The sequence below is a fragment of the Bacillus cereus group sp. Bce019 genome, assembly GCF_051781745.1.
GTDB classification, from domain to species: Bacteria; Bacillota; Bacilli; order Bacillales; family Bacillaceae_G; genus Bacillus_A; species Bacillus_A cereus.
The window spans coordinates 55,274-80,391 of sequence record NZ_JBPWJX010000021.1; the positions used below are offsets into that span (position 1 = coordinate 55,274).

Sequence of the window (25,118 nt, forward strand, 5' to 3'; positions counted from 1 at the left end):
ACATATGGAATTAGAAGAAAACAATTGTTAATATATAAGTATCTCAATTACGTTATTTCTTTTAAAGAGAGCTTGTTTTTAATCGCAAGTTCTCTTTTGCCATATTCTAAATTGAATCCGGACAAATTTCAGATGATGAGTCTGCCCCCATGTATATGATATAGTTTTTAAACAAAGATTAGAGCTCTCCTACAGGAAGGAGAGCTCTAATCTTTCATATAAATATTCACCATTTTTATCATTGCGAGGACATCAAAACTTTAACTTGATGGGGATATGGTACTACCCCAATTAATAAATATTACAAACAATATATCTATCATATTTTTTATCAACAGGATTAATTAGATTTAAAAAAAGATTTCTTTTTCTTTACTCGTAATAAGTCACCTGTCCATCCTTTGAATCGCATATACATATACATCCCCCCAGTTATGAAAATAATAAATAAGAGAGCGATTAAATAGCTATATTTCCATTCTAGTTCAGGCATGTATTTAAAATTCATACCCCATAATGCTCCTAAGGCTGTCAAAGGCGTACTCACAGCAGTTAATACAGTAAGAGCTTTCATAATTTCATTCCCACGATGAGAAGAAACAACTTCTTGTAAATGAATCATCGTGTCTAATTCTTCTTGGTACTCTTTGACAAGTTGTAATCCACGCTCTAATTTTACGTGTGTTTGTTTATAACAAAGGGTGCTTGTTAGTTTTTCTAACCAAGCTTCCTCCAATCCTTGTAACACTTCTTGTATTAAGCGAAACACATGTGTGTTCATAAATAATTCATGACGAATATGATAAATCCTTTCTAAAACTGCTATGTTATTATGATGGTAAAAATCCCATAATACATTTCTGAAATTGTTTTCAAAGTAGTCAACCTTTCGCAAATAATGAGATATAAACATTGATAAGATAGCACATAATCCTTCAGCGGAACTATTACAATTTTTTGTATCCATAGGGAAATTATGTATTAATTTTCGGAAATCCTCTTCCTCTTTTTCCTGAACTGTTATCAGTATTCCATCAGCTACGAAATAATGAAGAAATTTTTGAATTTTGGCGTCCTTTTTATCTTGATCATATAAAAACGAACCATATACACAAGTTTGACTTGGTGATAACGTATAAACATATAATCCATTTTCACAAGGAGAACTTATTTTCTTTACAAATTGAGCGAAATAAGATGTTACATCACGAGGGATTATAGAAGAAAGTTTTTCAAGCTCACTAGTTTTCACATGATACCAACTCCATTTCGTCATTTTTATGCATTCCATATTATTCTTCCTTTCTAAATAGTTTTATGTTTGATCGAATCATATCCGTAATACGAAATTTGTATGTAGGTATTCATGTCTTGGAGGAAGAGTTTTTAGATCATCTAAATTACAAAATAAATAACATAGGAGGTCTTATTCTTTTAAAAGGAAGACCCCCTATATATTAGTTATTTTTATTTTCAATTTTAAACATTTCCTCTATACAAGCACTTTTTATCTTTTCTTATAAAGAATTTATTATATGTGGAAAAGAAGCTACATAATTTGGCACGTCTATTCAACGAACTCCATTTCATTCGTTATTATAATTTGGATTCATATGCAGATTGATTGGTGATGTCCTCAAATACTTGACTCCCAATAATGTAGTATCCATGGAGTGCAGCCTCTTTCGAAGCGTCTACCATACGGAAAGAAGAAATTTCACTTTGCATTTTTTCAATTCGTTTTTTGTGAAGATCTACTATTCCTCCTGTCCAAATAATAGTGTTATACTGTTCTAACTTAAATTGTTCTTGTAATACACGCATGACGTCTTGGAAGTGTGCATCCAACTCTTTTTGAATCAAAGTATGAATTTGACTTGTCTCATGATTTTCTTCTCGACATTCATATCCTTTTTCTAATATGTTTGGCATGTCGTTAATATGCAATTGATTACTTTCACCCTCATGATTCTGCACGATATTCTTAATATTTTTCAAAGGCTTGCTACATCCTAGTTCCGCCTCATAATGATTTAAAATGACATTCTGTTTCATATCTGTCATTTCTACTGTACGAAATCCGCCATCAATAATTAAGATGCGATCTCGTTCCTGAATAATTCCCTCTTTTAAGAAATAGGCATGTAAAGCGACTGGTTGCTGAAGAATCAAAGCATTTTCCACCGTAATATGAATAAATTTCCCATCAATTTGTACGGAAGTTTCTTTTTTTAGTGCACGTTGTAATTGCTCATGCTGACTACCAAAACAAGTAACGGGAAGCCCGGTAACAACTAGAGGTAACACGATATTTTCTTTATAATCCTTTGCAATGCAACCAAATATTTGTTGTTTAAATCGTTCGCTTTCATAATAATTGTCTATTTCTTCGTCAAATGGAGGAAGAAACGAAGCGTCAGATTGATGTGCTTCATTTCCCATGTAGTATGCAAAATCTAAGTCTATAAAACTTACCTTTGTTAAATCTTCACTTTCAGCATGATTAGGTACAGGGGCTAGTGTGGAAGCTTCACTCTTGATTGTCATCTCAGAATCTACATCCTGTCGATATGCCCTTTTGGTAAAGCCAATTCCTACATCAATTGCATACAGAGATTTCATACTTTTTTCCTCACTTTCTATTTTTAGAATTAAATCTAGGCACTCTCTTCTTTCCCTTCTTTCACATATTTCTTTTCATTTTTCGTTTTTTCCCCGTCTAAGTTCTTACTATTTTCATTTATTTCGTAATCCTTTTCACCTGTTTTCTTTTTATTATTTTCGTTTTCTGTTAAGTCTTTAATGGTAGAAATGACAACTGGTGTGGCTGTAAGCAGTTGTGGTAATGTTTGTTTTGCAACATTAGCTGCAGTTACAGAAAATTGTTTACTTGTCTCAGTTACCTTCTCCAATGTTTCCTTTATGTTTCCTTCTTGTAGTTTTTCTTTTACGCTTTTTCCTTTTGTTTGTATAGCTTTCCGATTTTCTTTTTTTAATAGGGAGACTATGACTCCGGTCGTAATTCCAATCACAGCATATTTAAATATTGTATGTTTCATTTTTCTCATCCTTTTCTATTTTTATTTTCTTCCATGCTACAAACTAAAATAATTCCCTTACCTATTTATCAGATGTTGCAATCTATTACAGAGAATGATAGTTTTGCGGCTGCCTAGCATTCGCCATTGGTACTTCAGCTGTTACTAGGAGTAAAATCTTCCCTTGATCTAGTTTTTCTTCATATAAGTTAGCTTCCTCCTTCGACAACCCCATTTCTTCCATTTGATTTCGAAGTTCGTCCCCTTTTTTGGAGAAAAAGTTGATAATACTTGTTCCCAATCCTTGTTCTTTTACTCCAATCGTATTTGTGTTTGTATCATCCGCAATCCTTTTTGTTATATGTTTTTCATGTGCTAAAACATAAATGTCATCGTGGCGAACCCCTTGCAATTCTAGCTCTTTTACTTTCATAACTACTTCCTGTTCATTTTGATATTCATAAACTACCGTTTTTCTTTCATTCGTATGCATCGTATCTTTCCTCCTTTAGATTTTTTATTTTTTTATTTAGTTGTTATGTAATATGTAATACACCTATTTTAAAGATGTTAAACCTAAATTTTCAAAAAATTTTACACAATAGGTTATTCATGTTTTTAATATCAAAGAAATGTCACAAGCACTTTGCTTTGATAAAAGCGCTCCAAATAACGATTTGTTTGGAAGGTAAGCCCATTGTTTTATAGAAATCATAGCAAAATAAAAAAGCACTCCTTTTCAAAGAGTGCTTTAAAAAAACATACAACCTAATCAAAATATTTCTATTTTGATTACGGAAAGAAAGTCCTTATTAAAACATATGGTTGCTAATTTAATTGCGATCTGCCTTGCACCCAAGCAGCAATATCATTTATAACATACTCAGGGATATTAGCAGGACTATAATATTCATCTGGCTTACTTATTTCCCCATCACCCTCTGTAAAGAAATGATTTAACTTTGGATATAGTCGATAATCTACGTTATCTCGTTCTTTTAATTGTTCTTTCCAAAGAGGAATTTCAATTTTTGATTGAACTTGATAGTCTCTTTCTCCTTGAATAATAAGAAGCGGTGTCTTTTGTTCTTTTGACATTTCTGCCGCTTTAATTTTCCGTATAGAATCCCAAAATACTGCTGACCCTAAGTAAAAATCTTTTGGGGGATTCTGACCAGAGAAATTGGGATCATTTAATAATTCGAATTGCGATTTGTAGAATTTATATTGATCCAGGTTCATTGCTCCAATAGAGAAAAGGTACTCAAATTGATCTAAAACAACGTCTTGGATCGTACGAGCTGGCCCTCCCATTACAATTGCTCCAGCAATATTTTTATTTTGGTCTTTTTCAATCATTTTCGGAAGCATCATTCCACCTTGACTATGACCAAGAATATATATTTGATTCTTATTTATTAGAGGCTCATTTTTAAGAAATTGAGTTACAAGAAGAGCATCATCTGTTGTCTCTTTATCAACTGTATAAAAGGGACTGAATTGTGTTTTCAACCCATGTTCATACGTTCTTTTATTATAGCGAAGGACAGCAATTCCCTTCGATGCAAGACCTTCAGCTAAATCGCGAAATGGTTTTAAAGCAAACGCTGTTTCATCCTGATCAGTTGCTCCTGATCCTTGAACAAGAATAACCGCTGGAAAAGGCCCCTTTCCTTTTGGAACCGACAATGTTCCTGGTAATGGAAATGCACCACTTCCAACTACTACTTCTTTATCAACAAATGACTCAGGCTTACTATATGATGGACGCTCTGCAACAGGACTAAACGACATGCTGAGTTGAAAATCGTCTATTTTTCCAGATGGATCTAGTTTAATTAGTAAAGGTACAGTCATTTTTTCAAAAACTAATTGAATCTCCACATTTGTATGAACAGGATTTGTCTCTTTTTGTGTAACCTCTCCAATTTCTATAAAAGAACCTGCTTGTAATTGAACTGGCAGTCCCTCCCAATAGCTCTTCAACCATTCTTCGGATATTATTTTCTGTAATGACCTTGAGGTTAAATCAAATGCAGATTTATAATCTTCACTATTCATATGGCGAATAAATGAAAGAGTAGTAGATATAATAGGATTTTCATCATCACTATTGTCTACTTTTTTTATAGTTGTGTTTGCTTCCTTTAATTTCGAACTAAATTGGTAGTTAAACGGATAATTATATGTATCAGGATATAAGCTTGTTTTCAATATTTCCGTATTCCGTCCCTCATACAAACTTGAAGAACTCGTAAAATTTTCAGGTGAAATTACTTCCTCCGCATATGAGACTGAGGGAATTGCTATTGTAAAAATTGCACTGACAAGTAATAGCTTATTACTTATTCTTCTTTTCTTATCCATAATTATTGATTCTCCTTTCAAAATTAAAAATTTCTAATACAATATGCCAACTATAAGGAAAATAAAAATTATTAAAGAGATTAATAATCTATTTTACGATCCCCCCTAACTAGTTAAAAATCTATCATTAACAAACTTCAATAAAAAATGCCTTCCCCCTCTTTTTTTATCATTAGATTTTTCAGTGACATAGAAGCACAGCGCTGCATTACATGTAACTGACCCATGGGGTTCTCTATTCTAAAAGAAAGCAGCACCCCACAAGATATTTTCTTTAATTGTTCTCACTCTAATTTATTTAGATAATTCTCTTATTACTGTAAGATACATTTATTCTAAATCCTAAAACTCACTTATTTCTTGATAGGTTCTTAAGAAATATCAAAAAATAAAGAAAAAAATTATTTGGTTATTCATTCCGCAAGCTTAATGCTCAAGTTAGTTTTTTTCACATGGTAAAACTTTATTAAGAAAACTTTAAGGAATTTCCCTCTATATTTATAAGAATTTTTTTCTATACTGAATCCTGTAAATGAACAAGAGGAGAAATGACCATGAAGAAGTTTGTAATTTGCATATTAGGAATAGGCCTTCCTATATACTTACTACCTTTCATATTACGCGGGGATTTAGACAGATTTAATCCGATTGCTGAAGAAAAAAATGTATATGCCGTTGCGAAAGGATATGGTGTTCCGGATTATCATCAAAAAGGAAAAGCTATGTACTCACTAAAAGCTGTTGATGAATTAAGCAATGAAAAAGAATATAATGTTGGAACGAACACGCCTAATGATTTTATAAGAAAAACTTACTTAAAAATTCATGTGAAAGGAAAGTATGTGTATTCTTACGATATTATTTCTAAAGAGGATATTCCAGAGAAAATAAGGGGACAATTGGAGATAGCAAATAAATAAAAGAGCCAATTCGTACGATTTGGCTCTTTATTCTCTCTCACATCTACCGCTAGGAGAATTCTTTCGGTAGATTTATTAAATTCGTTATCATTGTTTCAATAACCATTCTTCAATTACTTTCACTGTTTCATCTCGTTGTGCTTTTGGCGTAATTAAACTCGCATTGTCACCTTTTTGCTCGCCATACATGCCAAAATGAGCATGATTGCCCCCTTTTATCATGTGCATAGTTGTATTCTTTGACATTAACTTTTTATTGTTCTCTATTTTTTCTACAGTTGCTAAAGCATCTACTTCCCCGTAAATTGATAACATCGGAATCGACTTAGTAGAGAAGTCATCTGCAGGATACGAACCTAAGAAAATAATCCCGTCTACCTTTTCTTCATGTTGAAAGGCATACCTAGAAATCATAGCTCCGCCCATTGAATGCCCCGCAACATACCATTTTTGAACTTCAGGATACTGTTCAATTACACTATCTACCTCATTTATTCCAAATATCGCTAAGTTTAATGGTAACTTAGGCATTACTACAAAATGCCCATCTTTTGCAAGAGCTTCTCCTAAGTAACTATAAGCCTCGGCTTCTACTTTAGCTCCTTGATAAAAAATAACTCCTATTTTTGCATCTTTCTCTCCAAAAACTATATAATCTTCATCTTTTTTATCATCTACTAAAGACAAAGCCTCTTTCGTTGGTTTATAAGTAAACTGAGACCAAGTTAAAAAAGTAATACTTCCGATCATTAAAATACCTAATACAGAGTACAGAACAATTTTTATCCATTTCTTCACACATATGACCTCCCTAAGATGTGTATATTCTATACTTTAGATTATCATTAATAAACATAAAAACTCGAGCATTTTCATTGTGCTCAAGTTTTCATTTACGTCTTTAATTTATACTATAAATTGTCCAAGATAAATATGTAGCAAATGCAGACCATAAAAAATATGGGATTAGCAACCATGCCGATACTTTAGATAAATTGGAAGAAAACATAATGAGAAGTAACGTAGTAATAGCGACTAGTAAACAATCTACTGTTGCTAAAAATAAATTTTTTTCACTAAATTGAAAGTAGCTGAACGCTTGATTGAACATATAATTTAAAAGGAAAATAAACCAAAATGTTTTTGGCTTGAATCCATAGTTGTTGTAAATAATTGCAACTGATAATGCAATAAGTCCAAATAATACAGCCCATATCATTCCGATTGTCATACCAGATGGTGTCCAAGACGGCTTTTCTAACGCATCATACCAAGTACGATCAATAGGGAATAAAACACTAGAAACATAAAACAAACCATATGTTAGTAAAAATACTATAATACTAGATTTTTTCATAAACATTCTCCTTTTTACTAGAAGATTATAGAAACTTTATATGATTAGTATGTCCTTGTAATGGATAAAATTCTAATATTAAAATTCAAAATACATATTGTTTAACCTATTTCATACAAATTCTTTCATACTTTTATATGCACAAAGGGCTCTCTCCCGTGCTGCCTTATGATCAACAATCGGAAAAGGATATGTATCCCCAAGTTTTATATTGGATTTTTGTAAAATATGCTCAGGTGCTTCCCAAGGCTTATGTATATATTTGTTTGGGATATCTCTTAATTCTGGTACCCATCTTCTTATATACTCTCCATTTTTATCAAACTTTTCTCCTTGTGTGATTGGGTTAAAAATACGAAAGTACGGTGATGCATCTGCTCCACTTCCAGCAACCCATTGCCATCCCATTGTATTATTTGCAATATCAGCATCTAGTAGTGTATCCATAAACCATTTTGCTCCTTCTTGCCACGGAATTAACAAATGCTTTACAAGAAAAGAGGCTACAGCCATTCTTGCCCGGTTATGCATAAAACCTGTTTGCCATAGTTCTCGCATTCCCGCATCAATAAACGGATAACCCGTTTTCCCCTTTTGCCATACTCTTAATAACTCCTCTTCCTTATCCCACGGGAAATTTTCAAAGCTCTTATTAAGAGGTTTATATACTGTAAATGGATAATGATATAGTAAATAATAAGAAAACTCTCGCCAAATTAATTGACGTATAAAGCTATTAACTTGTTTTTCAAAAAGACTACATTGTCTTTCGGTACTTTTATTTATTAAGTAATGAAACATTAGCTTTACTGATATTTGACCGAATGAAAGATACGGTGCCAACATCGAATGGACATTTTGACCTGGAAAATCTCTTCCTTCACTATAAGAGACTAATTTACTAGAGAAAAATTTCTTGAATGTTTTATATGCCCCTTCTTCTGTCGGATCCCATATTACTTCCATATGAGATGTCCAAGGTATAGTCGGCAACAAGTGTAATTCTGAAACAGATAAGCTTGCTGGTAAAGAGTTTCCCCACTTTATACTCTGCACTCTGCTAAAAGGTTTAGGTATTACCTGCTTTTGAAATGCATTGTAAAAAGGCGTAAACACCTTATATTCAGTGTTATCTTTCTTTTTAATAATCCACGGTTCTAATAATAAATGCGAATTAAATTCTTTACAGATAATACCTTTATCCTCTAACATCATTTTCATTTTTTGATTAGATTGTAATCTGTCCGGATCATAACAAATATTCCAATATACAGCCGTTATATCTAATTGCTCTATGAGAGAAAGTATTTCTTCCTCCGTACGTCCTTTACGAATTATTAAAGTAGAGCCCAATGCCTCAAGTTGCTTCTTTACATCTATTACAGCATGGTGCAACCACCACTTTGACGCACTTCCTATTGAAAAAGTTTCCTCTTGTATATATACAGGAAGAACCTCACCAGACTGAACAGCCTCAAATAGAGCTGGGTTATCATATAAACGAAAATCTTTTTGAAACATAACAATAATTTTATTTTGCATGGCTATCCCTTCTGATTTTTAAAACATAATAAATTTTATTATACAACAGCGATTTATACATAAGAATTTATTTGTCTTTAATAAATTAGTTAACTTTTTCAACTATCTTATTAGTAGAAACTTTAACAACCGTTTCTTTTTCCCCTGTTCTATCAATCTTGAAACCATGAACTTTAACATCAGACGGTACTAGTGGATGATGACGAATCATATCTATACTCTTCTCAATATTTTCACTAACATTTTCTTTTCCACTTAGCCATTCATGGAGGCTATCACTTGAAAATTCAGGCATGCAATTTTCAAAGAGATAGTCTATTTCCCTGTTATTTTTTATGGAATCACGTTGAATTTGTAGATTAACTACATCTGTTTCTTTATCCTCTATTCCTACAACAAAAATTTCTTCAACATTTTCTTGATAAATAGCAATAATAATAGATCTCATTATATCTCCATAAGGATGTACAATTACAGAATCGTAGCTGTGTATAGTCAACATGTTTTCTTGTTGAATGTTAGTTACTTGTTGGATAATAGGCTCTATTTCATGTTTAATGTCTGTTAACAATAAAACTTTTTTATTCTTTGAATTCATATGGAGCACTCCTTCTTCATTATTGTATTTATGAAACTTTTAAGCTAGTAACAATAGTTGATTATGTATTACATGATTGTTACCAGTTTTTCCAGTGTCCCTCTGGATCAACACTTGCAAGTCTAACCCATCCATTTTGAACTTTTTCTCGAAATGTGAAATCATTATTTAGCAAACGTTCTATATATTGACTAGGCGCTTGAATTACAATTAGTAAACGAAGTGGTGAATGATACGTCTCACTATCTGACTGCATAACGGATTGCCAAGGTAAGCCTGGCAACAAATCACTTGCATTTCCCTGCATAACACCTAGACCCGCGGTTACAGTTTGGGTTGTTTTGTTTCCACTACCATAATAATGAGGAGCTACAGTTGAAGCGTAATATTGTAGATTTATCCACTGAGCTACTGTTCCTGGTCCTGCAATAATGTTAGCTAATATATCGCCACTTTCATCCTGTTTCCAATCATAATTATGAAGGAAAGCCCTACCTTCTAAGTCACAATCCTGAGTTAATTCTCGTTGCCCGATAATAAAAGATGCATTACGAGCTAATCCCCATTCTGGACGTATTTCACTCCAATCTTCTGCAAATCGATGTGCCTCTTTACTCGCATTTTTTATTTTCGTTTTAAAATTTGGTAATTGCGTTAAACGCTCTCTATTTGCATGTTGGCTCACATTTGGCATAATCGATTCGATACAATCAAATGCTTCTTGCGCAGTTTCCGAAAGTTCTGGGACGTAAATCCATTCCAATTCGTCCACTGTTGTTTTATGTTCAGCTGCTGCAAAAATGGTATCCTCAGGAATTTTAATACCTTCAGCAAACAACGCCTCTCTCACTTCTGGAAGATTACATAAAGTAGCAAAAACTCTTGCATTGAATCCTCCTGCTGCTCCGCCACAAGCACCACACTCAAGTGCTGCAGCATAAGGGTTGTTCGTACTTTGACTACTATGTCCGCACATTACAACTAAAGGAGCAAATTTTTCTGTCAGTCCCACCATTTTTAAAGCTTGACGCACATAGTTCACTTTTTCTTCTTTCGTAAAACCGATAGGTATCTCACCCTTTGTGTCATGAACATGATTAAGCGAGAATGTTGTATCAGGTTTTTGTAACATAGTTTTACGAAGTTTACGAATGAAACCACCAACTCCTCTTGGAACAAAGCTTCTTGTCACCATCTGTAGACCAAATAAAGGACCACTTAACTCAGGTAGCGCCATACTTGTCATTACGTTCTGTTTCATCGTTTTAAAAGTATAACGGACCGAACTGCCTACCCTCTTACGTTGCTCATAAGATTTAAGTTCATTTTCATTTGTGAGCTCTTTTATTTGATGTTTCGGTTTGAGTATAACTGGCAAAGAAGGATGGTTGTTATTACTACCTAGTTCACTAGTTGCAATTGGTAACCCAAAGAAACCAGCTATTCCAAATGTTTCAAACGGACCTAATTTTTCAAGATGGCGACGAAACGGTTCTGAACGTACATCAATACAGAATGCTAATTGAGCTAATACACGCTTTTTATCATTGGTTGCACGTTGTGTAGAAGCAATCTTCTCCCTTAATTGCTCTGCATGCGTTTGTTCCCAAGCTTCCAGCCAAAGTTTCTTGCGAATATTTTCATCAAAACGATAAGCGAATACTAATAATTCACTTTGTTCAGTAGCAGGCATTTGTAACCATTCCCGTGTTGAAATATTCCCCCAATAGATCCAAGAAGCTATAAGTGGGACGATCGAAACTTTTTTCTCAACCTTTTGATTTTTTAAAGGTAAATAGGGTTTTACAATAGCCAGCTCCATAGAAATTCGAACTGCTAAATATTCTATGAGAAGTTCCTGTTCCTGAATTGATTGTTGTGAGCGCCATCGTATCATTCCTGCCCACCCAGGCAAAGAAAGTAAGTGCCCTTCAAGGTAAGATTGTATGTTAGATTTAGAAATTCCTAGTTCAGATAATGCTCTCGCTAAAGCTACTTCGGCATCTTGTGGCCAATCTTTTAAAACTTTACGCTCATTTTTACTGAACGCTGGATCAAATTTAATAAGGTGTTGCCATGCACGATAAAAACCTTTCTCTCGATTTGGCATCGTCCAATTTGATCCGGATTCATCAAGATATAATTTACACCATTTAATGATATGATAATTAAGAACATCAGATAGGTTTTCACTATTTTGACTCTCTATAAGCGAACTTATTGGCTGCATAACAGAGGCTTGCATACTTGCTGTATTTATATAATTCATTTCTTCTGCCAATTTATTTACTTCTGGCGATGATAATAGACTAGAAGGTAATTTTTCTAACTTTAAAGCTGCTTGGCAAAATCGCTCTGCTTTCTCTCGCGGAATATGAAAAGATTGTGAATCCAGCCAACGAGACAAACTCATTTGTAAAAATGATTCCTCAATCTCACCTTTCGCTTTTGCCGAATGAATCATGGAGGCACTAGGATAAATATCCACATTACGAGCTTCTTTTAACCAATTTGCGACTTGTTCAAATGATTGCTTTTCAAGTCCCATCCAAGGGTGGTGAGCTGCAAACGTAGAGATAGGCCAAAGTGGCGCAATAACTCGGCTAGCAGATGCAACTAAATCATTTATATTATTTTCTTGCATATCAATGTTTGTATCTTTCTTTAATATTGACGGTATGCTCATCACGAATTACCTCCCTTTGATACATAATGTTTCAGATAGCTTGGGTGACTTTCTACTGACTTTCGTCTCGCCTCACCTACTCGAACTAACCAAAGATAAAGTACAGCGAATAAAGTAGAAGATTGATGACGAGTAACGAAAGTACTAATAACACTACTAAATAGTAAAATACATATAACAAAGATAACGGCTGGAGCTGAAGGTTGAACACTTTGATAAATATCAGTATGCAACCATTTATAAAGAGAATTATGAACGGTATAGTAAATGAGAGAAACTCCAATCAAAACAATTAAGCCAGCAATCCGTCCCATTCTTCCCTCTCCAAAAACAACAAGTTGTTTCCACGAAAAGTATAGTGACCAGCCTAAGATTAACGCACTAACTAGTTGATACCCCTCTCCAGAAGTCATAAACCAGAAAGCAATTGCTATAAATAATCCTAAAACTCGCCCAACTATAATCCATAAATTGGACATCTTTTCATTAGACTGATTCACTACCCCAAAACGTTGCACGGAAGAACCAGCTTGTAAAAATAGTGTAGCTTTAAACAAACCATGTAAAATTAAATGAATAATAGCCGCTAAATAGGCGCCTAATGCACATTGAATAAGCATAAATCCCATTTGTGCAATAGTTGAACCTACTAGCTGACGTTTATAATCAACTTGGACTAAACTAATTCCTGTACCTATTAAGATAGAAATACTAGAGAAAATTAGTAAAATTATTTGTGCAATATCATCATGAAAAAGAGGTGAAAATCTAGTTAACATGATACCGCCAGCATTTACTAAACCCGCATGCATAATAGCAGAAACAGGAGTTGGAGCAACAGCAGACTCAATTAACCATCTTTGAAAAGGCCATTGTGCTGCTGGAATCATCACCGCTAATATAATTAATAAGTTAATTCCTGTTCTCTCCAATGTTCCATGTAGCACTACATTTTCATTCGTTAAAACTGATGTTAACTGCCACTGTCCTGTTACTTGAAAAAGCCAAATGATAGCTGATAGTAAGGCAATCCAACTTATTGTAAATAGGTAGCCAGAGATTTTAGTTGCTTCACTAACTACTTTCCACCCTTTATTTAGCCCTATAAGTAGAACCAATCCTATAAGCGTTGCTCCCCAACAAATGAGCATTAAGCGAAGATCATCACTTAACCATGCAACCGAAGATACACCTGTAGTAAATGTAAAAAGTGCAAAGTATTTTCGATATGAGCGATCTCCCATTAAATAACGTACAGAGAAACGCTGAATGATTAAACCAATTGTAAGAACAAAGAAAGCCATTAACCAAGCTAAAGTATCTAGATGCCAAGGCCCCACAACTCTATCTCCATTGTTATTCACAAGTGCGAGTAAAGAAACCAATGAAGGTAAAGCAGCGATACCAATATGGATATGAACAAAACGTAAAGGTATCCTTGCATTTAAAAATAATAATCCACTTAGCCAAGAAGCACTAAGCGCCATAAAAAATAAAGTTAACAGTGTTGATGAACTCAGCGAAATTAACATGTTAAATACTCCCTTCTAAGCGAAAATAACCTATAAAAATTCCTTTTCATTACGATAGTTTTTTTAATTTCAATTTTCACTCACTCTTTTTAGTACATCGTTTTTTCCATAAAAAAAACCGACAACTTCCATAATTCAATGATTTTATATCATCATTGAATTATGGAGATTGTCGGTTTCACTTCAACTAACTTCAATAAAGTTTTTTGAAGAGCTCCCATTTTATAGAGGATAGTAATGTATGTATTACTCCTATTAAAAATAACAGTATATCTCTGATCTCCTAGATTATGCAATCAATATATTAATTTATGTTATGCGCTATCTTTCAATTAAGAAACTTTTTCATTTAGTCAATATTATATATTAAAAAAATGCTAAAGCCTTAATTATAGCAAACATTTAAAATAAGCATCTATTAATTTTTTAAAACAATTATAAGATAAACTATATTAAGCAATTTGTCAATTTATTTATCAGTTTTTTGAGCGTTATTTCAATTAAAATTCAGTACACGTAAATAATTTCAAGTTTTTAATTATTATCATGTTAATAAATATAAATAAAGTGCAAAACTTTTAGGTTTCTTAATTATCTCCCACTAACCCTACGATGGTTTTAATTTTTAAAACTTTTCCTCAAGATTATGAAACAATTTAAAAATCATTACTCGCTCACCTGTACGCGAACTTATATCCGTATGAAAACTTTTCACTTTTTCTCCAGTTAATTCTAGTATGATCTCTTTCAAATCGTCAATTCCAGATTCAACTAGCTCCGAACGATTTTTCTTTATCGTTAGCATACCGTCTTTTGTTTCGCAAACCGTATATTCAGCCGGCGTTAAAATACCTTGTAAATTTACGATAATCATATCCCGTAATATATCTGTCTTAACGGATATAGACCCGCGTCCTAGGTAGTCCTTTTCCCAGTGAGTAATTGCTTTGCTTATCTCTGATTCAATAGAGCCTTTTGAGTTTTTCATCTTTGTATCCTCCTTCAATAAAATGTAATTACATTTATAATTACAATAACAATATAATAATCTGGATTGATTTTATTTTCAATTATTGAGAAGAATTTATAGGAAGCGTTGTCATGTATCCTTTAGTATTAAGGTGAATTTTTATATTTTAATATACGTGTTTTTGATTACCCCCAACAAAATACTCTTACTATAAAGACTCTGTTGCATACATTTCTAAAAAGGACATTCCGAAGAAAATAAGGAAACTCTTGTAACGTAATACATAAACGAAAGAGCCGATTTCTTTATAAAATAAGAAATCGACTTTTGGCTTAGTTATTGATTTAGTAATGGAAAACACCTTTTAAAATAATTATGTTTATACTATAGACGTTGATCTTTCTGGAAGTTTAGTTGAAAATGATCCGCTTCATTGTATACCCCGAATTCATATCCTTTTTCCTTATAAAATTTAATAATTTCCGGAAGCGCTTGTAATGTCTGTAGTTTTTCATGCATTAGAACTACTTCCACATCTTCTGTTGTTGTACGCTTTACATTTTCTATAATTTGCTGTGGGTTACCTTTTAATTTCCAATCATTTGAATCTATCGTCCAATCCCAAACTTTTATTCCTGCTTCTACAATTTTGTTACGAATGTCCTGCCCCTTTAATCCTGGTGCAGATCCATATGGGGGACGGACTAGTTTAGGAGTTGTACCTGTAATATTATGAATAAGAGCTAACGTTTCTTTCATCTCCGTTACAAATTGTCCTTTTTTGTATAGCTTATCACTATTATGTGTCATACTATGTGCACCAATATAATGTCCTTCTTTTACTGCTCGTTTTACATTTTCCTGAAAACCAGTATTCTGTAAATTGCTACCTTGCATAAAAAATGTCGAAGAAACATGTTGCTCTTTTAGTACATCTAAAAATTTCCCAGTTAATTCGCTAGGACCGTCATCAAATGTTAAATAAACAACCCTTCCTACTGGTTTTCCATCAGGTCTTTTCTGTTTTGCCAGCGATGTGTCCTTTTTCTTTTCTTGTTGTTGCGTATTAGCTAGCTGAATACTTTCATTAGCTACCCCTTTCGCTGGGATAGAGTTCCATTTCCCTATTAAAAAAAACGTAAAAAAGGTCGTTGCTAAAACAACTACTAGAGATAGTATTGCCTTCGTTACTACATTTGTTTTTTTCTTATTTTGTGATTCTTTCATTATGTTTCGATCCTTTCCCTACTCATTTTCATATTCATTATTTATGCAGCTAAACATTAACTTCAGCTGATATTTACAATAAATAGATTAATAGAGGAAGGTGAAGATAAAATGCAGATAATGTCGAAATTAGTTAAAGAATAGCGTATTGCATCCACTCTTTAAAAAAATATTTGTTTCTCTACTACAGTTAAATTTGAAAACTGGATATACATCCAAAATAAAAAATACTACTCTTTCTAAACAATATTTTACATCAAGATAACAGCATGCCGGTATAAAGATAAAATACAAAGATAGCCGTACTATTGAAATTCCATTATAATTTTGTAATTGGAATTCATTTGAACCAAATGAAGAACTAGAAGAAATATTATTATGTGGAGGTACTCCGATGAACCTTGTAATTAGAGAGTTAGAAACAAATGATTTAGATAATCTCCCGGAGATTGATGACAGTTTTATAGTGAATGCTCGGTTAATTCTTTCTCTTTCCAAAGGAAATAGACGCATAGAATATACAGTAGAAGACGTTCCAAGTTATGAAAAAAGTTATTTACAAAATCAAGATGATAATGAAGAACTGGCTTACAATAAATATATAAATAAACCTAATCAAGTCATTTACATAGCTCTGTTACATAACCAAATCATTGGATTAATGGTATTAAAAAAGAATTGGAACCACTATGCTTACATAGAAGATATAACGGTAGATAAAAAATATCGTACACTCGGAGTTGGTAAAAGATTAGTTGATCAAGCAAAGCAGTGGGCAAAAAAAGGCAATATGCCAGGTATCATGCTTGAAACGCAAAATAATAATGTCACAGCATGTAAGTTCTATGAAAAATGCGGATTTGTAATTGGTGGGTTTGATTTTCTTGTTTATAAAGGTTTGGATATTGAAAATGATGAAGTTGCAATTTATTGGTATTTGCATTTCAAATGAAACTGTTTTTAACATGAAACAAAGTCAAAATAAAAACCCCAATCTCTCTATATTAAAATTGAGAAACTGGGGTTAAGTTACTTAACAATATTTTTCATTTAAAACAAATAACTAATTAATAATCCTGCTGATAATAAGAAGCCAAAAATCGTATTTGTCATCGCTGTTGATTTCATTGCGATGCGCATATACCCAGGATCCTTTGCCCCTTTTTGGAAACTTTGAATCGCAGAAATTGGCTTTCTCAAACCTAGGAACATAACTAGTGCCCAAGGGCTTATATAACCCATTAATACAATTACGGCAATCCAGAAATACGCAATGAAAAAGGCTATCGCTAGTGTTACCACAGCTTTTTCTCTCCCAAGGAGGATTACTAATGTCTTTCTTCCACCTTTAATATCTTCTTCGATATCTCGGATGTTATTCGACATATTGATTGCACCTACTAAAATTCCAATTGGAATGGAAATCAATACACTTTCAATCGTTACAGTATTCGTTTGAATAAAGAAAGCAATGAGTACAAAACATGTTCCCATTAACAATCCAGAAACTAATTCTCCAAACGGGGTGTACGCAATTGGTAATGGACCGCCTGTATATAAATAGCCAACCGCCATTCCAATTAAACCGATGACGACTAACCACCAGCTGCTATTCATACAAATATAAACTCCAATAATTGCTGCTACGACATATAATAAAAGCGCAACTGTTAAAACATTTTTTGGTTTCAATCCATGACGGACAATTCCGCCACCGATGCCAACAGAATCAGCTGTATCTAATCCACGTTTGAAATCATAGTACTCATTAAATAAATTCGTTGCTATTTGCAATGCTAAACATGCAGCCATCATCGCAATAAATAACAGCCAATCAATTTTGGCAACATAAAGTGATGCCACTGTCCCTAAAATTACAGGAGAAAACGTCGCCGTTAATGTATGCGGGCGCGTCATCTTCCATATCAATTTAGCGGAACTAATTTCTTTTTCATTCCCCATAACTCTGTTCAATCTCCCTACATTTTAAGTATAAATTACTAGCAGTATCTTTCTATCTATTTCCTGCCACGCATCCATTCATTATATCAATAAATGATTGCCCTTTCTAACAAATCAACTTTTAATAAGATGAAAAATTATAAAATGAAACTTTACCATCTTCACATAATATTCTGTATTACTCCTAAGAGTGGTTTTAAAGCGATGCGATAAGTAAATGAAATACATAATAAAAAAGAGCCAATCTCCAACACAATAGAAGATTGACTCTTTCCTTTATTTATTCCCCTGTTTCAGAAAATCGCTTTATACGTTCTCCAATTTCATCACGCACACGTTGAAATTCAGACCATTCTTTTCCTGCTGGATCATCAAATCCCCAATGAACACGATTCACATGCGGCGGAGTAGATGGGCATACAGCATCCGCATGACTACAAAGCGTAACGACTAAATCAGCGCTATTTAAAATGTTTGCATCAATTATATCTGATGTTTGATTTGTTATGTCAATATTTACTTCGTTCATTGCTTTAATTGCGTTTGGATTTACTCCATGTGCTTCGATTCCTGCAGAATACACATTCCACTTATCCCCTAAATATTGTTTACCCCACGCTTCTGCCATTTGGCTTCGGCATGAATTTCCTGTACATAAGAAATAGATTGTCTTTTTGTTTTCCATGTTGTTTTCCACCTTTATTTTTAAATTTAGACTGATTGATCATTAAAATATTTACGTTTAAACCAAAAAGCAACGTTTACAAGTGCAATCATGACAGGTACTTCAACTAAAGGACCGATAACAGCAGCGAATGCTGCGCCCGAATGAATACCAAACACACCAACTGCTACAGCAATTGCTAACTCAAAGTTATTACTACCTGCTGTAAATGCTAATGTTGTTGTTACCGGATAGTTTGCACCAATTTTTCTTCCCATAAAGAAAGAAACAAAAAACATTACAATAAAATAAATGAGTAATGGAATTGCTATTCTTACTACATCTAGTGGTACGCTAACAATCATCTCCCCTTTTAAAGAGAACATAACGATGATCGTAAATAGCAATGCAAGTAATGTAAGTGGACTAATTTTAGGTATAAACACCTTTTCATACCACTGTCTTCCTTTTAATTTAACTAGTACAAAGCGTGTCAACATACCTGCTATAAAAGGAATTCCCAAATAGATAAATACTGATTTTGCTACTTCTATCATTGTAATATCGACAATAGCACCTTCAATCCCTAACCATTCTGGAATTACAGTTACAAATACGTATGCATAAACTGAGAAAAAGAGCATTTGGAATACCGAATTAAAAGCAACTAAACCTGCCGCATACTCTTTATCCCCATCAGCAAGGTCATTCCAAACAATGACCATTGCAATACAACGTGCTAACCCAATCATAATGAGACCAACCATGTATTCTGGTTTATCAGGAAGAAAAATAATTGCTAACACAAACATAAGTACCGGACCAATAATCCAATTTTGTACTAAAGATAGAACTAACACTTTTACATCTTTAAATACTCGGCCCATTTCCTCATAGCGAACTTTCGCTAATGGTGGATACATCATTACAATTAAACCAACAGCAAGTGGAATAGACGTCGTTCCAACCTGTAATGTATTTAGTCCGTCTACTACACTAGGAAACACAAACCCTAAACCAATCCCAACAGCCATCGCTAGAAAAATCCATAGTGTTAAATATCGGTCTAGAAAAGATAAACGTTTCATTTTATTTTCCATCTCCTATTAACAGCAAGAATTTTTAGCTACCTCATTTGAAGTCGTGCAACAAGATGGATCATCAATTTTATGAACATCACTATGTGCTTTTGTATAAAAGAACTCCCACTCATTACCATCAGGATCCGTTACCCAAAACTTATCTTGTACTGCATAGCAACAAGTCGTATCCATCTCATCACGCGCGAAGAAACCTTCTTTTTCTAATCGTTCTTTATGCAATGTAATTTCTTTAGCTGTATCCACTTGGAAACCAAAATGATTTACCTGATTTCCCTTCACTTCATCTCGCACGTTCAGCGTGAAATTAAGTCCTGGCGTCTCTAATAAAAATTTTGCATAATCTGTTTTCACTTTAACTGGTGATACACCAAATACCTTTTCATAAAATTCAATAGACTTCTCTAAATTCGTAACGTTTATACCGACGTGAACATATCTCATACCTTATTCCTCCTCTTTATATATCGTTAATCAATTTTTTTTGATTAATAACTCAAAATTTTAACAGCAACTACCTTTCCCTGTTTTTCTAAAGATACAGCACAATTCTTCTGATAATAAATTATTCACTTCCGCATCATTTAAATCATAATAACTCCACGTACCTTTTGTTTCTTTTACAATCAAACCTGCATCTAATAAAATTTTTAAATGATATGATAATTTAGATTGCGTCATTTCAAAAACTTCTGTTAAATCACATACACACGTCTGTCCTCGCTGGCAAAGTTCATACATGATTTCTAAACGTTTCTGATCCGCCAACGCTTTAAATTTTTTCTCATAGAGCTGAAAATCTTGTACCACTGTAGTTCACTTCCCTTCATCAACTTTTTTTGATGTTTATAGTATATACGTAGATGAGTTCTATATGCAACTTATTAATCAAGTTTTTTTGATTTATCTAAAAAACTTCCTCGCATCATATCTTTGTTACAATAAAAAAAGACCATAACCTTTTCAAAAATGAAAAACTATGGTTCTTTTTACAACTTAATAGTTACAATATTTCTGAGGAATGGAGTCTCTATAACTGTTTTAAATTTTAATTTAATCATTATAGAGTAGTGCCCCATCACCCTCAATCTAAGAAAAACAAATACCCCAAAATGAGAAAAATCGATATAGCTCTTCGGCAAATAAAGATAACTCTTGTTTTTGGTGCATATTCATAAAAAGCACGTCATCCTTTCTCATTAACATAAGAGAATAGTAACGTGCTTTTAATTTCAAAAATAGTCTAAATCCTTAAGTTGATGGTTGTGGGGCGGGACCCCAATAAGAACGGTATCTAAGGTTGTATGAGAGGTGTTAATTCCATTCCAATGGCCTCAGCCGGCGATTAACTCAAATACCGATTTCGGATGACCCCCATGTGATGAAGTTCGTGTCCCGCGATGCCGTACGCGAGGGCGCGCGCCGTAATGCTTAGGTTGTTGGCTGTCCCCTTGCGGATCCACGCCTCCGCCGGTAGCCCGCGCAGCAATGTGATCGTTGATTGCCGTACGGCCCGGTAGTCTTCGGCCAATTGCGCCGTTGTCCAGCTTCCGAAAGGAGGCAGGAACAATTCCTGATCGAAACCGGTCAGAGGCGTCTGGTCTCCTCTTGCGAACCGGAGCAGGCGGTAGGTCATGACTCGTTCCGCGTCTGCAATGTGGCCCACGACTTCTTTCAGCATCCATTTTCCTTCCGCATACCGATATGTGGCCTGGCTTTCGGTCAACGATGCCAGGAGCTCGGTCATTTGCTTTTCCTGGGCGAGCAGAATGTCGATGATGTTACCGTCCGGCACCAAACGGATATATTCGCCGGAGCTCCCGGCGTATTCTTCTTCTGACGGTCTTTGATTCATGCGTAGTCACCTCTTTATGTAGATATAGAAAATTATAGCGCTCGTCTATGTCTAACAAATTCGCGAAATGATAGAACTTCCCTTCTAATAATTGAGGATAAGTAACTATTTAGTCGGTCGCCACACTATCCGGATTCGTTAGCACAATAAGCAATGCTAATCAATGATGCATAAAAATTATCTGTTATACAATATTTCGAAGTTATTAATATATATTGAGTTATTCCGAAACATACATAAATACATTTTGTCGAAACTATTAAAAAAGAAGAATTTCTCTAACTGAAGAATTAATAATTGTGTTACCAATATGTAAAAATCTCAATTTAAAACTAAAGGAGAATAAAATGGGACAAATAATTGTATCGATGTACCTCTCACTAGATGGTGTCATGGAGGAAACAGCTTGGACTGCTCCATATTTCAATGAAGAAGTAGCAAAGTTTCAATCCGATTTACTGTTTGAAAGTGAAGCGCTTCTACTAGGGCGAGTAACCTATCAAGGTTTTGCAGCTGCCTGGCCTTCTATGACTGATGAAGAGGGTTTTGCTGATAAAATGAACAGCATGCCTAAATTTGTTGCTTCAACAACTTTGGAAGAAACCGAATGGAATGCAAACCTTATCAAGGGGAATATTGTAGAAGAAATATCGAAACTGAAGGAACAGCCCGGTCAGAACCTTTTAATTTATGGTAGTGGTGAGCTTATACAGACATTGATGCAGCACGACCTCATTGATGAATATCATTTTATGGTCAATCCTGTTATCGTGGGAAGCGGAAAGCATCTCTTTAAAACCGGAAACGATACAAAGGCTTTAAAACTGATCGAAACAAGAACGACCAGTTCAGGTGTCGTTATTCTTTCCTATCAGCCGGAGAAAAAAGAATAATTATTGATAAATTATATAAACAAAAAAACTTATCAGAATAAATCCAGCTGAGTTTTTTTATAAGATAATACATATATTAATTTATAAAAATCAGGGTATTATATTAACCAAAATCAAACAATATATCAATCCTTTTAAAGGGTAAAATAGGGAAAAAGGAGATTCTAAATAATGCCTTTAGAAAACTCTATTTATTACATGGGAGTTGCTATTATTTTAGTAATCATCGGTGCAGTGTTCGGGGGAATTATACGTATAATTCGGCATACTAACAATCGCAAAAAGCAAGATTCAGTTGAACAAAAATTAGATACGGTTATTCAACTATTAGAAGAACAAAACAAAGATTGACTCTTTCGGATCAGGAAAAGTTAAAAATAACTTCCAATAACGAGAATAATGTAAATAAGCTGTCCATGTGTACAGCTTATTGTTTTTTTTGCTTAGCGTGCAAAATTCGCTTCTCGTTGGCGGGACCCCATGCCCATCAACTTAAGGGATTTATTAAATAAAAACGTAAGCTTTCTGGTTTGGGTTTAAATAGAAACCTGTCAATAAGATTAGGATTGCATTGGAAATGTATCTCTGTTGTTTTTTGTTATATATTTGGACCAGTATACAGTTATGCCAAATCCAATAGTAAGAATTAATCCTGCAAAAATATATGGTAGATTAACATTTATATTAAGTAGAATACCTCCCGTTGCTGGCCCTATTATATTCCCGAGACTTGTATAAGTAGAATTCATCCCTCCGATAAATCCTTGATTTTCTCCAGCTATTTTAGAAAGTAATGTTGTAATTGCTGGTCGAAGTAAATCAAATGCCAAAAAGATGATAAACGTTAAAATCGCGACCATCCAATAATTACCGACAAATGTAGATACAACTATAATTATAGCGGCTATGAATAAGCTATATTTAATGATTCCTTTCTCACCAAATTTTTTTACTAATTTTTCAAAGAACATGATTTGTGCTATTACTCCTAATATGGCGCTTACTGAAATAATTATTGATATATCTTTAGGTGTAAAACCAAACTTTTTATCAACAACAAAGCTAAACATATGTTCATAAGCTGATAAACCACATCCTAAAACAAAAACAAGTAATAGTGGGATAAAATATAAAGGGTGAAAAGATTGTTTCATTTCCTTTAAAAAACTAACTTGTATTTTGTTATCTTGCATTTTAATTCGTTGTTCTTTAGATACAGGTTCTTTCAAAATGAATACTGAAAAACACGCAGCGATACCAGAAATTACTGCTGCAAAAAAGAACGGTGCACGTATGCCAAAATCAGATATAAAACCACCAATACCAGGTCCAATAATGAATCCTGTACTAATAGCTGCCGATAAATACCCTAATGCTTTTGCTCTGTTTTCTAATGATGTTGTATCAGCTATAAAAGCAGTGACTGCCGGCATCATACATGCAGCACTAACACCTCCTAGTGCTCTAGAAAGAAATAATATCCATATTTGATTTCCAACTCCAAATAAAAATTCAGAAAAGGAAAATAGAATTAACCCTGCTATAATCATTTTTTTTCGACCAAATATATCTACCCATATTCCGGAAACAGGAGATGTTAATAGTTGAAAAAATGCAAACATAGCAATTAAATATCCCATAGTGTCAGTGCCTAAATGTAATGCCCTCATATAAGATGGCATTACAGGAACTACAAGACCAATTCCTAAAAATACGATAAATACATTAGATAACGCTAAAACTAAAGCTAAATTTTTTCTATTGTATATACCCATGTGACTTTCCTCACCTTATGATTAATTATATATAGACATAAAAAAGCTTTTTTATGTAATTGTCTTTAGCATAAACCTTAAAGTAACTTTAAGGTCAATACAAAAATTAAAGACGTAAAAATATCTATAAGGCGTATCACCAGATCAGGTTGCCCCAAAACGATAAAATGAACTTCATTGCTATAAGAGACTCAAATTTTTCGTTTTGGAGCATTATAAAATTTTAACTTGATGGTGATGGGGTACCGCCACATGTCCATCAACTTAAGAACTTTCTTTAACCCCAAGTTTAAAAATACGCCATCCTTTTCTATGATTCTATAGAAAGAATAGCGTATTTTTTTATTTTAGGGAGTATTTTGTTTTATTAGCTTAATAACATTGGCTTGCCCCCGTAATTCCAAAATCCCCAAAAATTTTTTAGAATAAGTTTTTCGAACCAGAAATATATATTTCTAACTATAAAAACTATGGGAAGATTTATCTGTTTTTCCTTTTTACCTACTTGCTAAATTCAGCAAGTAAAATATTTTTAAAAGGATCCGAAGGACTATAACTAGTTTTATGGCCATTCAAATTGATGGCCAATGTATGCTTGCCTCCAAGTGTGCCTCCAGCAAAAGTAGAAAACC

At 33.7% G+C, this 25,118-nt stretch carries 24 protein-coding genes and 1 pseudogene; 4 read left to right on the forward strand and 21 right to left on the reverse strand.

Annotated features, from left to right (window positions below; all coding sequences use genetic code 11):
- Nucleotides 1–340: 340 nt before the first annotated feature.
- From ACS2QP_RS22770 to ACS2QP_RS22790, 5 genes are all read right to left on the reverse strand, one after another.
- Complete coding sequence (locus ACS2QP_RS22770) at nt 341–1,291, reverse strand: magnesium transporter CorA family protein (RefSeq protein WP_438882886.1); 951 nt, start codon at nt 1,289–1,291, stop codon at nt 341–343.
- A 305-nt stretch (nt 1,292–1,596) separates the two neighbouring features.
- Nucleotides 1,597–2,622: a ParM/StbA family protein gene (locus ACS2QP_RS22775; protein WP_438882887.1), complete on the reverse strand. Its 1,026-nt coding sequence runs from the start codon at nt 2,620–2,622 to the stop codon at nt 1,597–1,599.
- Nucleotides 2,623–2,657: 35 nt separating this feature from the next.
- Complete coding sequence (locus ACS2QP_RS22780; protein WP_000683216.1) at nt 2,658–3,059, reverse strand: hypothetical protein; 402 nt, start codon at nt 3,057–3,059, stop codon at nt 2,658–2,660.
- A gap of 85 nt (nt 3,060–3,144) precedes the next feature.
- The gene (locus ACS2QP_RS22785) at nt 3,145–3,531 is read right to left on the reverse strand and encodes a general stress protein (RefSeq protein ID WP_000557320.1); all 387 of its coding nucleotides are present in this window, start codon (nt 3,529–3,531) and stop codon (nt 3,145–3,147) included.
- A gap of 335 nt (nt 3,532–3,866) precedes the next feature.
- Complete coding sequence (locus tag ACS2QP_RS22790) at nt 3,867–5,405, reverse strand: alpha/beta hydrolase (protein ID WP_135277766.1); 1,539 nt, start codon at nt 5,403–5,405, stop codon at nt 3,867–3,869.
- Nucleotides 5,406–5,959: 554 nt separating this feature from the next.
- Between ACS2QP_RS22790 and ACS2QP_RS22795 the strand changes: the two genes are divergently transcribed.
- Complete coding sequence (locus ACS2QP_RS22795; protein ID WP_065382364.1) at nt 5,960–6,325, forward strand: YxeA family protein; 366 nt, start codon at nt 5,960–5,962, stop codon at nt 6,323–6,325.
- Nucleotides 6,326–6,412: 87 nt separating this feature from the next.
- On the opposite strand, the gene ACS2QP_RS22800 is transcribed toward ACS2QP_RS22795, so the two are convergent.
- The 8 genes from ACS2QP_RS22800 to ACS2QP_RS22835 form a co-directional block, all read right to left on the reverse strand.
- A complete protein-coding gene (locus ACS2QP_RS22800) occupies nt 6,413–7,123 on the reverse strand; it encodes an alpha/beta hydrolase (RefSeq protein ID WP_438882888.1) in 711 nt (236 codons plus the stop codon).
- 103 nt (nt 7,124–7,226) lie between these two features.
- Nucleotides 7,227–7,682 carry a TspO/MBR family protein gene (locus ACS2QP_RS22805; protein WP_000749751.1) on the reverse strand — a complete coding sequence of 152 codons (456 nt, stop codon included), beginning with the start codon at nt 7,680–7,682 and terminating at the stop codon, nt 7,227–7,229.
- Nucleotides 7,683–7,793: 111 nt separating this feature from the next.
- The gene (locus ACS2QP_RS22810; protein ID WP_153581850.1) at nt 7,794–9,224 is read right to left on the reverse strand and encodes a cryptochrome/photolyase family protein; all 1,431 of its coding nucleotides are present in this window, start codon (nt 9,222–9,224) and stop codon (nt 7,794–7,796) included.
- A gap of 85 nt (nt 9,225–9,309) precedes the next feature.
- Entirely contained in the window at nt 9,310–9,822 is a 513-nt protein-coding gene (locus ACS2QP_RS22815) for a carbonic anhydrase (protein WP_153581851.1), read from the reverse strand.
- Between the two features lie 79 nt (nt 9,823–9,901).
- Nucleotides 9,902–12,508: a DUF2309 domain-containing protein gene (locus tag ACS2QP_RS22820; protein ID WP_332284282.1), complete on the reverse strand. Its 2,607-nt coding sequence runs from the start codon at nt 12,506–12,508 to the stop codon at nt 9,902–9,904.
- Entirely contained in the window at nt 12,508–14,040 is a 1,533-nt protein-coding gene (locus ACS2QP_RS22825; protein ID WP_153581853.1) for an NADH dehydrogenase subunit 5, read from the reverse strand. Before ACS2QP_RS22825 ends, ACS2QP_RS22820 begins: the two co-directional genes overlap by 1 nt.
- Before the next feature lie 625 nt (nt 14,041–14,665).
- A complete protein-coding gene (locus ACS2QP_RS22830) occupies nt 14,666–15,028 on the reverse strand; it encodes a DUF2294 domain-containing protein (protein ID WP_000798158.1) in 363 nt (120 codons plus the stop codon).
- 366 nt (nt 15,029–15,394) lie between these two features.
- Nucleotides 15,395–16,237: a polysaccharide deacetylase family protein gene (locus ACS2QP_RS22835; RefSeq protein ID WP_000665161.1), complete on the reverse strand. Its 843-nt coding sequence runs from the start codon at nt 16,235–16,237 to the stop codon at nt 15,395–15,397.
- 394 nt (nt 16,238–16,631) lie between these two features.
- On the opposite strand from ACS2QP_RS22835, the gene satA reads away from it, so the two are divergent.
- Entirely contained in the window at nt 16,632–17,189 is a 558-nt protein-coding gene (gene satA, locus ACS2QP_RS22840) for a streptothricin N-acetyltransferase SatA (protein ID WP_326263988.1), read from the forward strand.
- Between the two features lie 98 nt (nt 17,190–17,287).
- Here the strand turns inward: satA and menA are convergent, their stop codons facing one another.
- The 6 genes from menA to ACS2QP_RS22870 form a co-directional block, all read right to left on the reverse strand.
- Complete coding sequence (gene menA, locus ACS2QP_RS22845) at nt 17,288–18,199, reverse strand: 1,4-dihydroxy-2-naphthoate polyprenyltransferase (protein ID WP_438882889.1); 912 nt, start codon at nt 18,197–18,199, stop codon at nt 17,288–17,290.
- A 280-nt stretch (nt 18,200–18,479) separates the two neighbouring features.
- On the reverse strand, nt 18,480–18,884 hold the full coding sequence (gene arsC / locus ACS2QP_RS22850) for an arsenate reductase (thioredoxin) (protein ID WP_000428353.1): 405 nt from the start codon (nt 18,882–18,884) through the stop codon (nt 18,480–18,482).
- 26 nt (nt 18,885–18,910) lie between these two features.
- Nucleotides 18,911–19,951, reverse strand: coding sequence for an ACR3 family arsenite efflux transporter (arsB, locus tag ACS2QP_RS22855; RefSeq protein WP_048555279.1), 1,041 nt, complete (start codon nt 19,949–19,951; stop codon nt 18,911–18,913).
- A gap of 18 nt (nt 19,952–19,969) precedes the next feature.
- A complete protein-coding gene (locus ACS2QP_RS22860) occupies nt 19,970–20,407 on the reverse strand; it encodes an ArsI/CadI family heavy metal resistance metalloenzyme (protein WP_438882890.1) in 438 nt (145 codons plus the stop codon).
- Nucleotides 20,408–20,467: 60 nt separating this feature from the next.
- A complete protein-coding gene (arsR, locus tag ACS2QP_RS22865; protein WP_002182884.1) occupies nt 20,468–20,773 on the reverse strand; it encodes an arsenical resistance operon transcriptional regulator ArsR in 306 nt (101 codons plus the stop codon).
- Nucleotides 20,774–21,308: 535 nt separating this feature from the next.
- Entirely contained in the window at nt 21,309–21,818 is a 510-nt protein-coding gene (locus tag ACS2QP_RS22870) for a DinB family protein (protein ID WP_078421393.1), read from the reverse strand.
- Nucleotides 21,819–22,165: 347 nt separating this feature from the next.
- Here ACS2QP_RS22870 and ACS2QP_RS22875 point away from each other — a divergent pair, with 347 nt between their 5' ends.
- On the forward strand, nt 22,166–22,711 hold the full coding sequence (locus ACS2QP_RS22875) for a dihydrofolate reductase family protein (protein WP_438882891.1): 546 nt from the start codon (nt 22,166–22,168) through the stop codon (nt 22,709–22,711).
- Nucleotides 22,712–22,882: 171 nt separating this feature from the next.
- The gene (locus ACS2QP_RS22880; protein WP_001127750.1) at nt 22,883–23,062 is read left to right on the forward strand and encodes a DUF4083 family protein; all 180 of its coding nucleotides are present in this window, start codon (nt 22,883–22,885) and stop codon (nt 23,060–23,062) included.
- 209 nt (nt 23,063–23,271) lie between these two features.
- On the opposite strand, the gene ACS2QP_RS22885 is transcribed toward ACS2QP_RS22880, so the two are convergent.
- Entirely contained in the window at nt 23,272–24,486 is a 1,215-nt protein-coding gene (locus ACS2QP_RS22885; RefSeq protein WP_438882892.1) for an MFS transporter, read from the reverse strand.
- Nucleotides 24,487–24,987: 501 nt separating this feature from the next.
- Nucleotides 24,988–25,118 (reverse strand): annotated as a pseudogene (locus tag ACS2QP_RS22890) (serine hydrolase domain-containing protein); the annotation flags it as partial.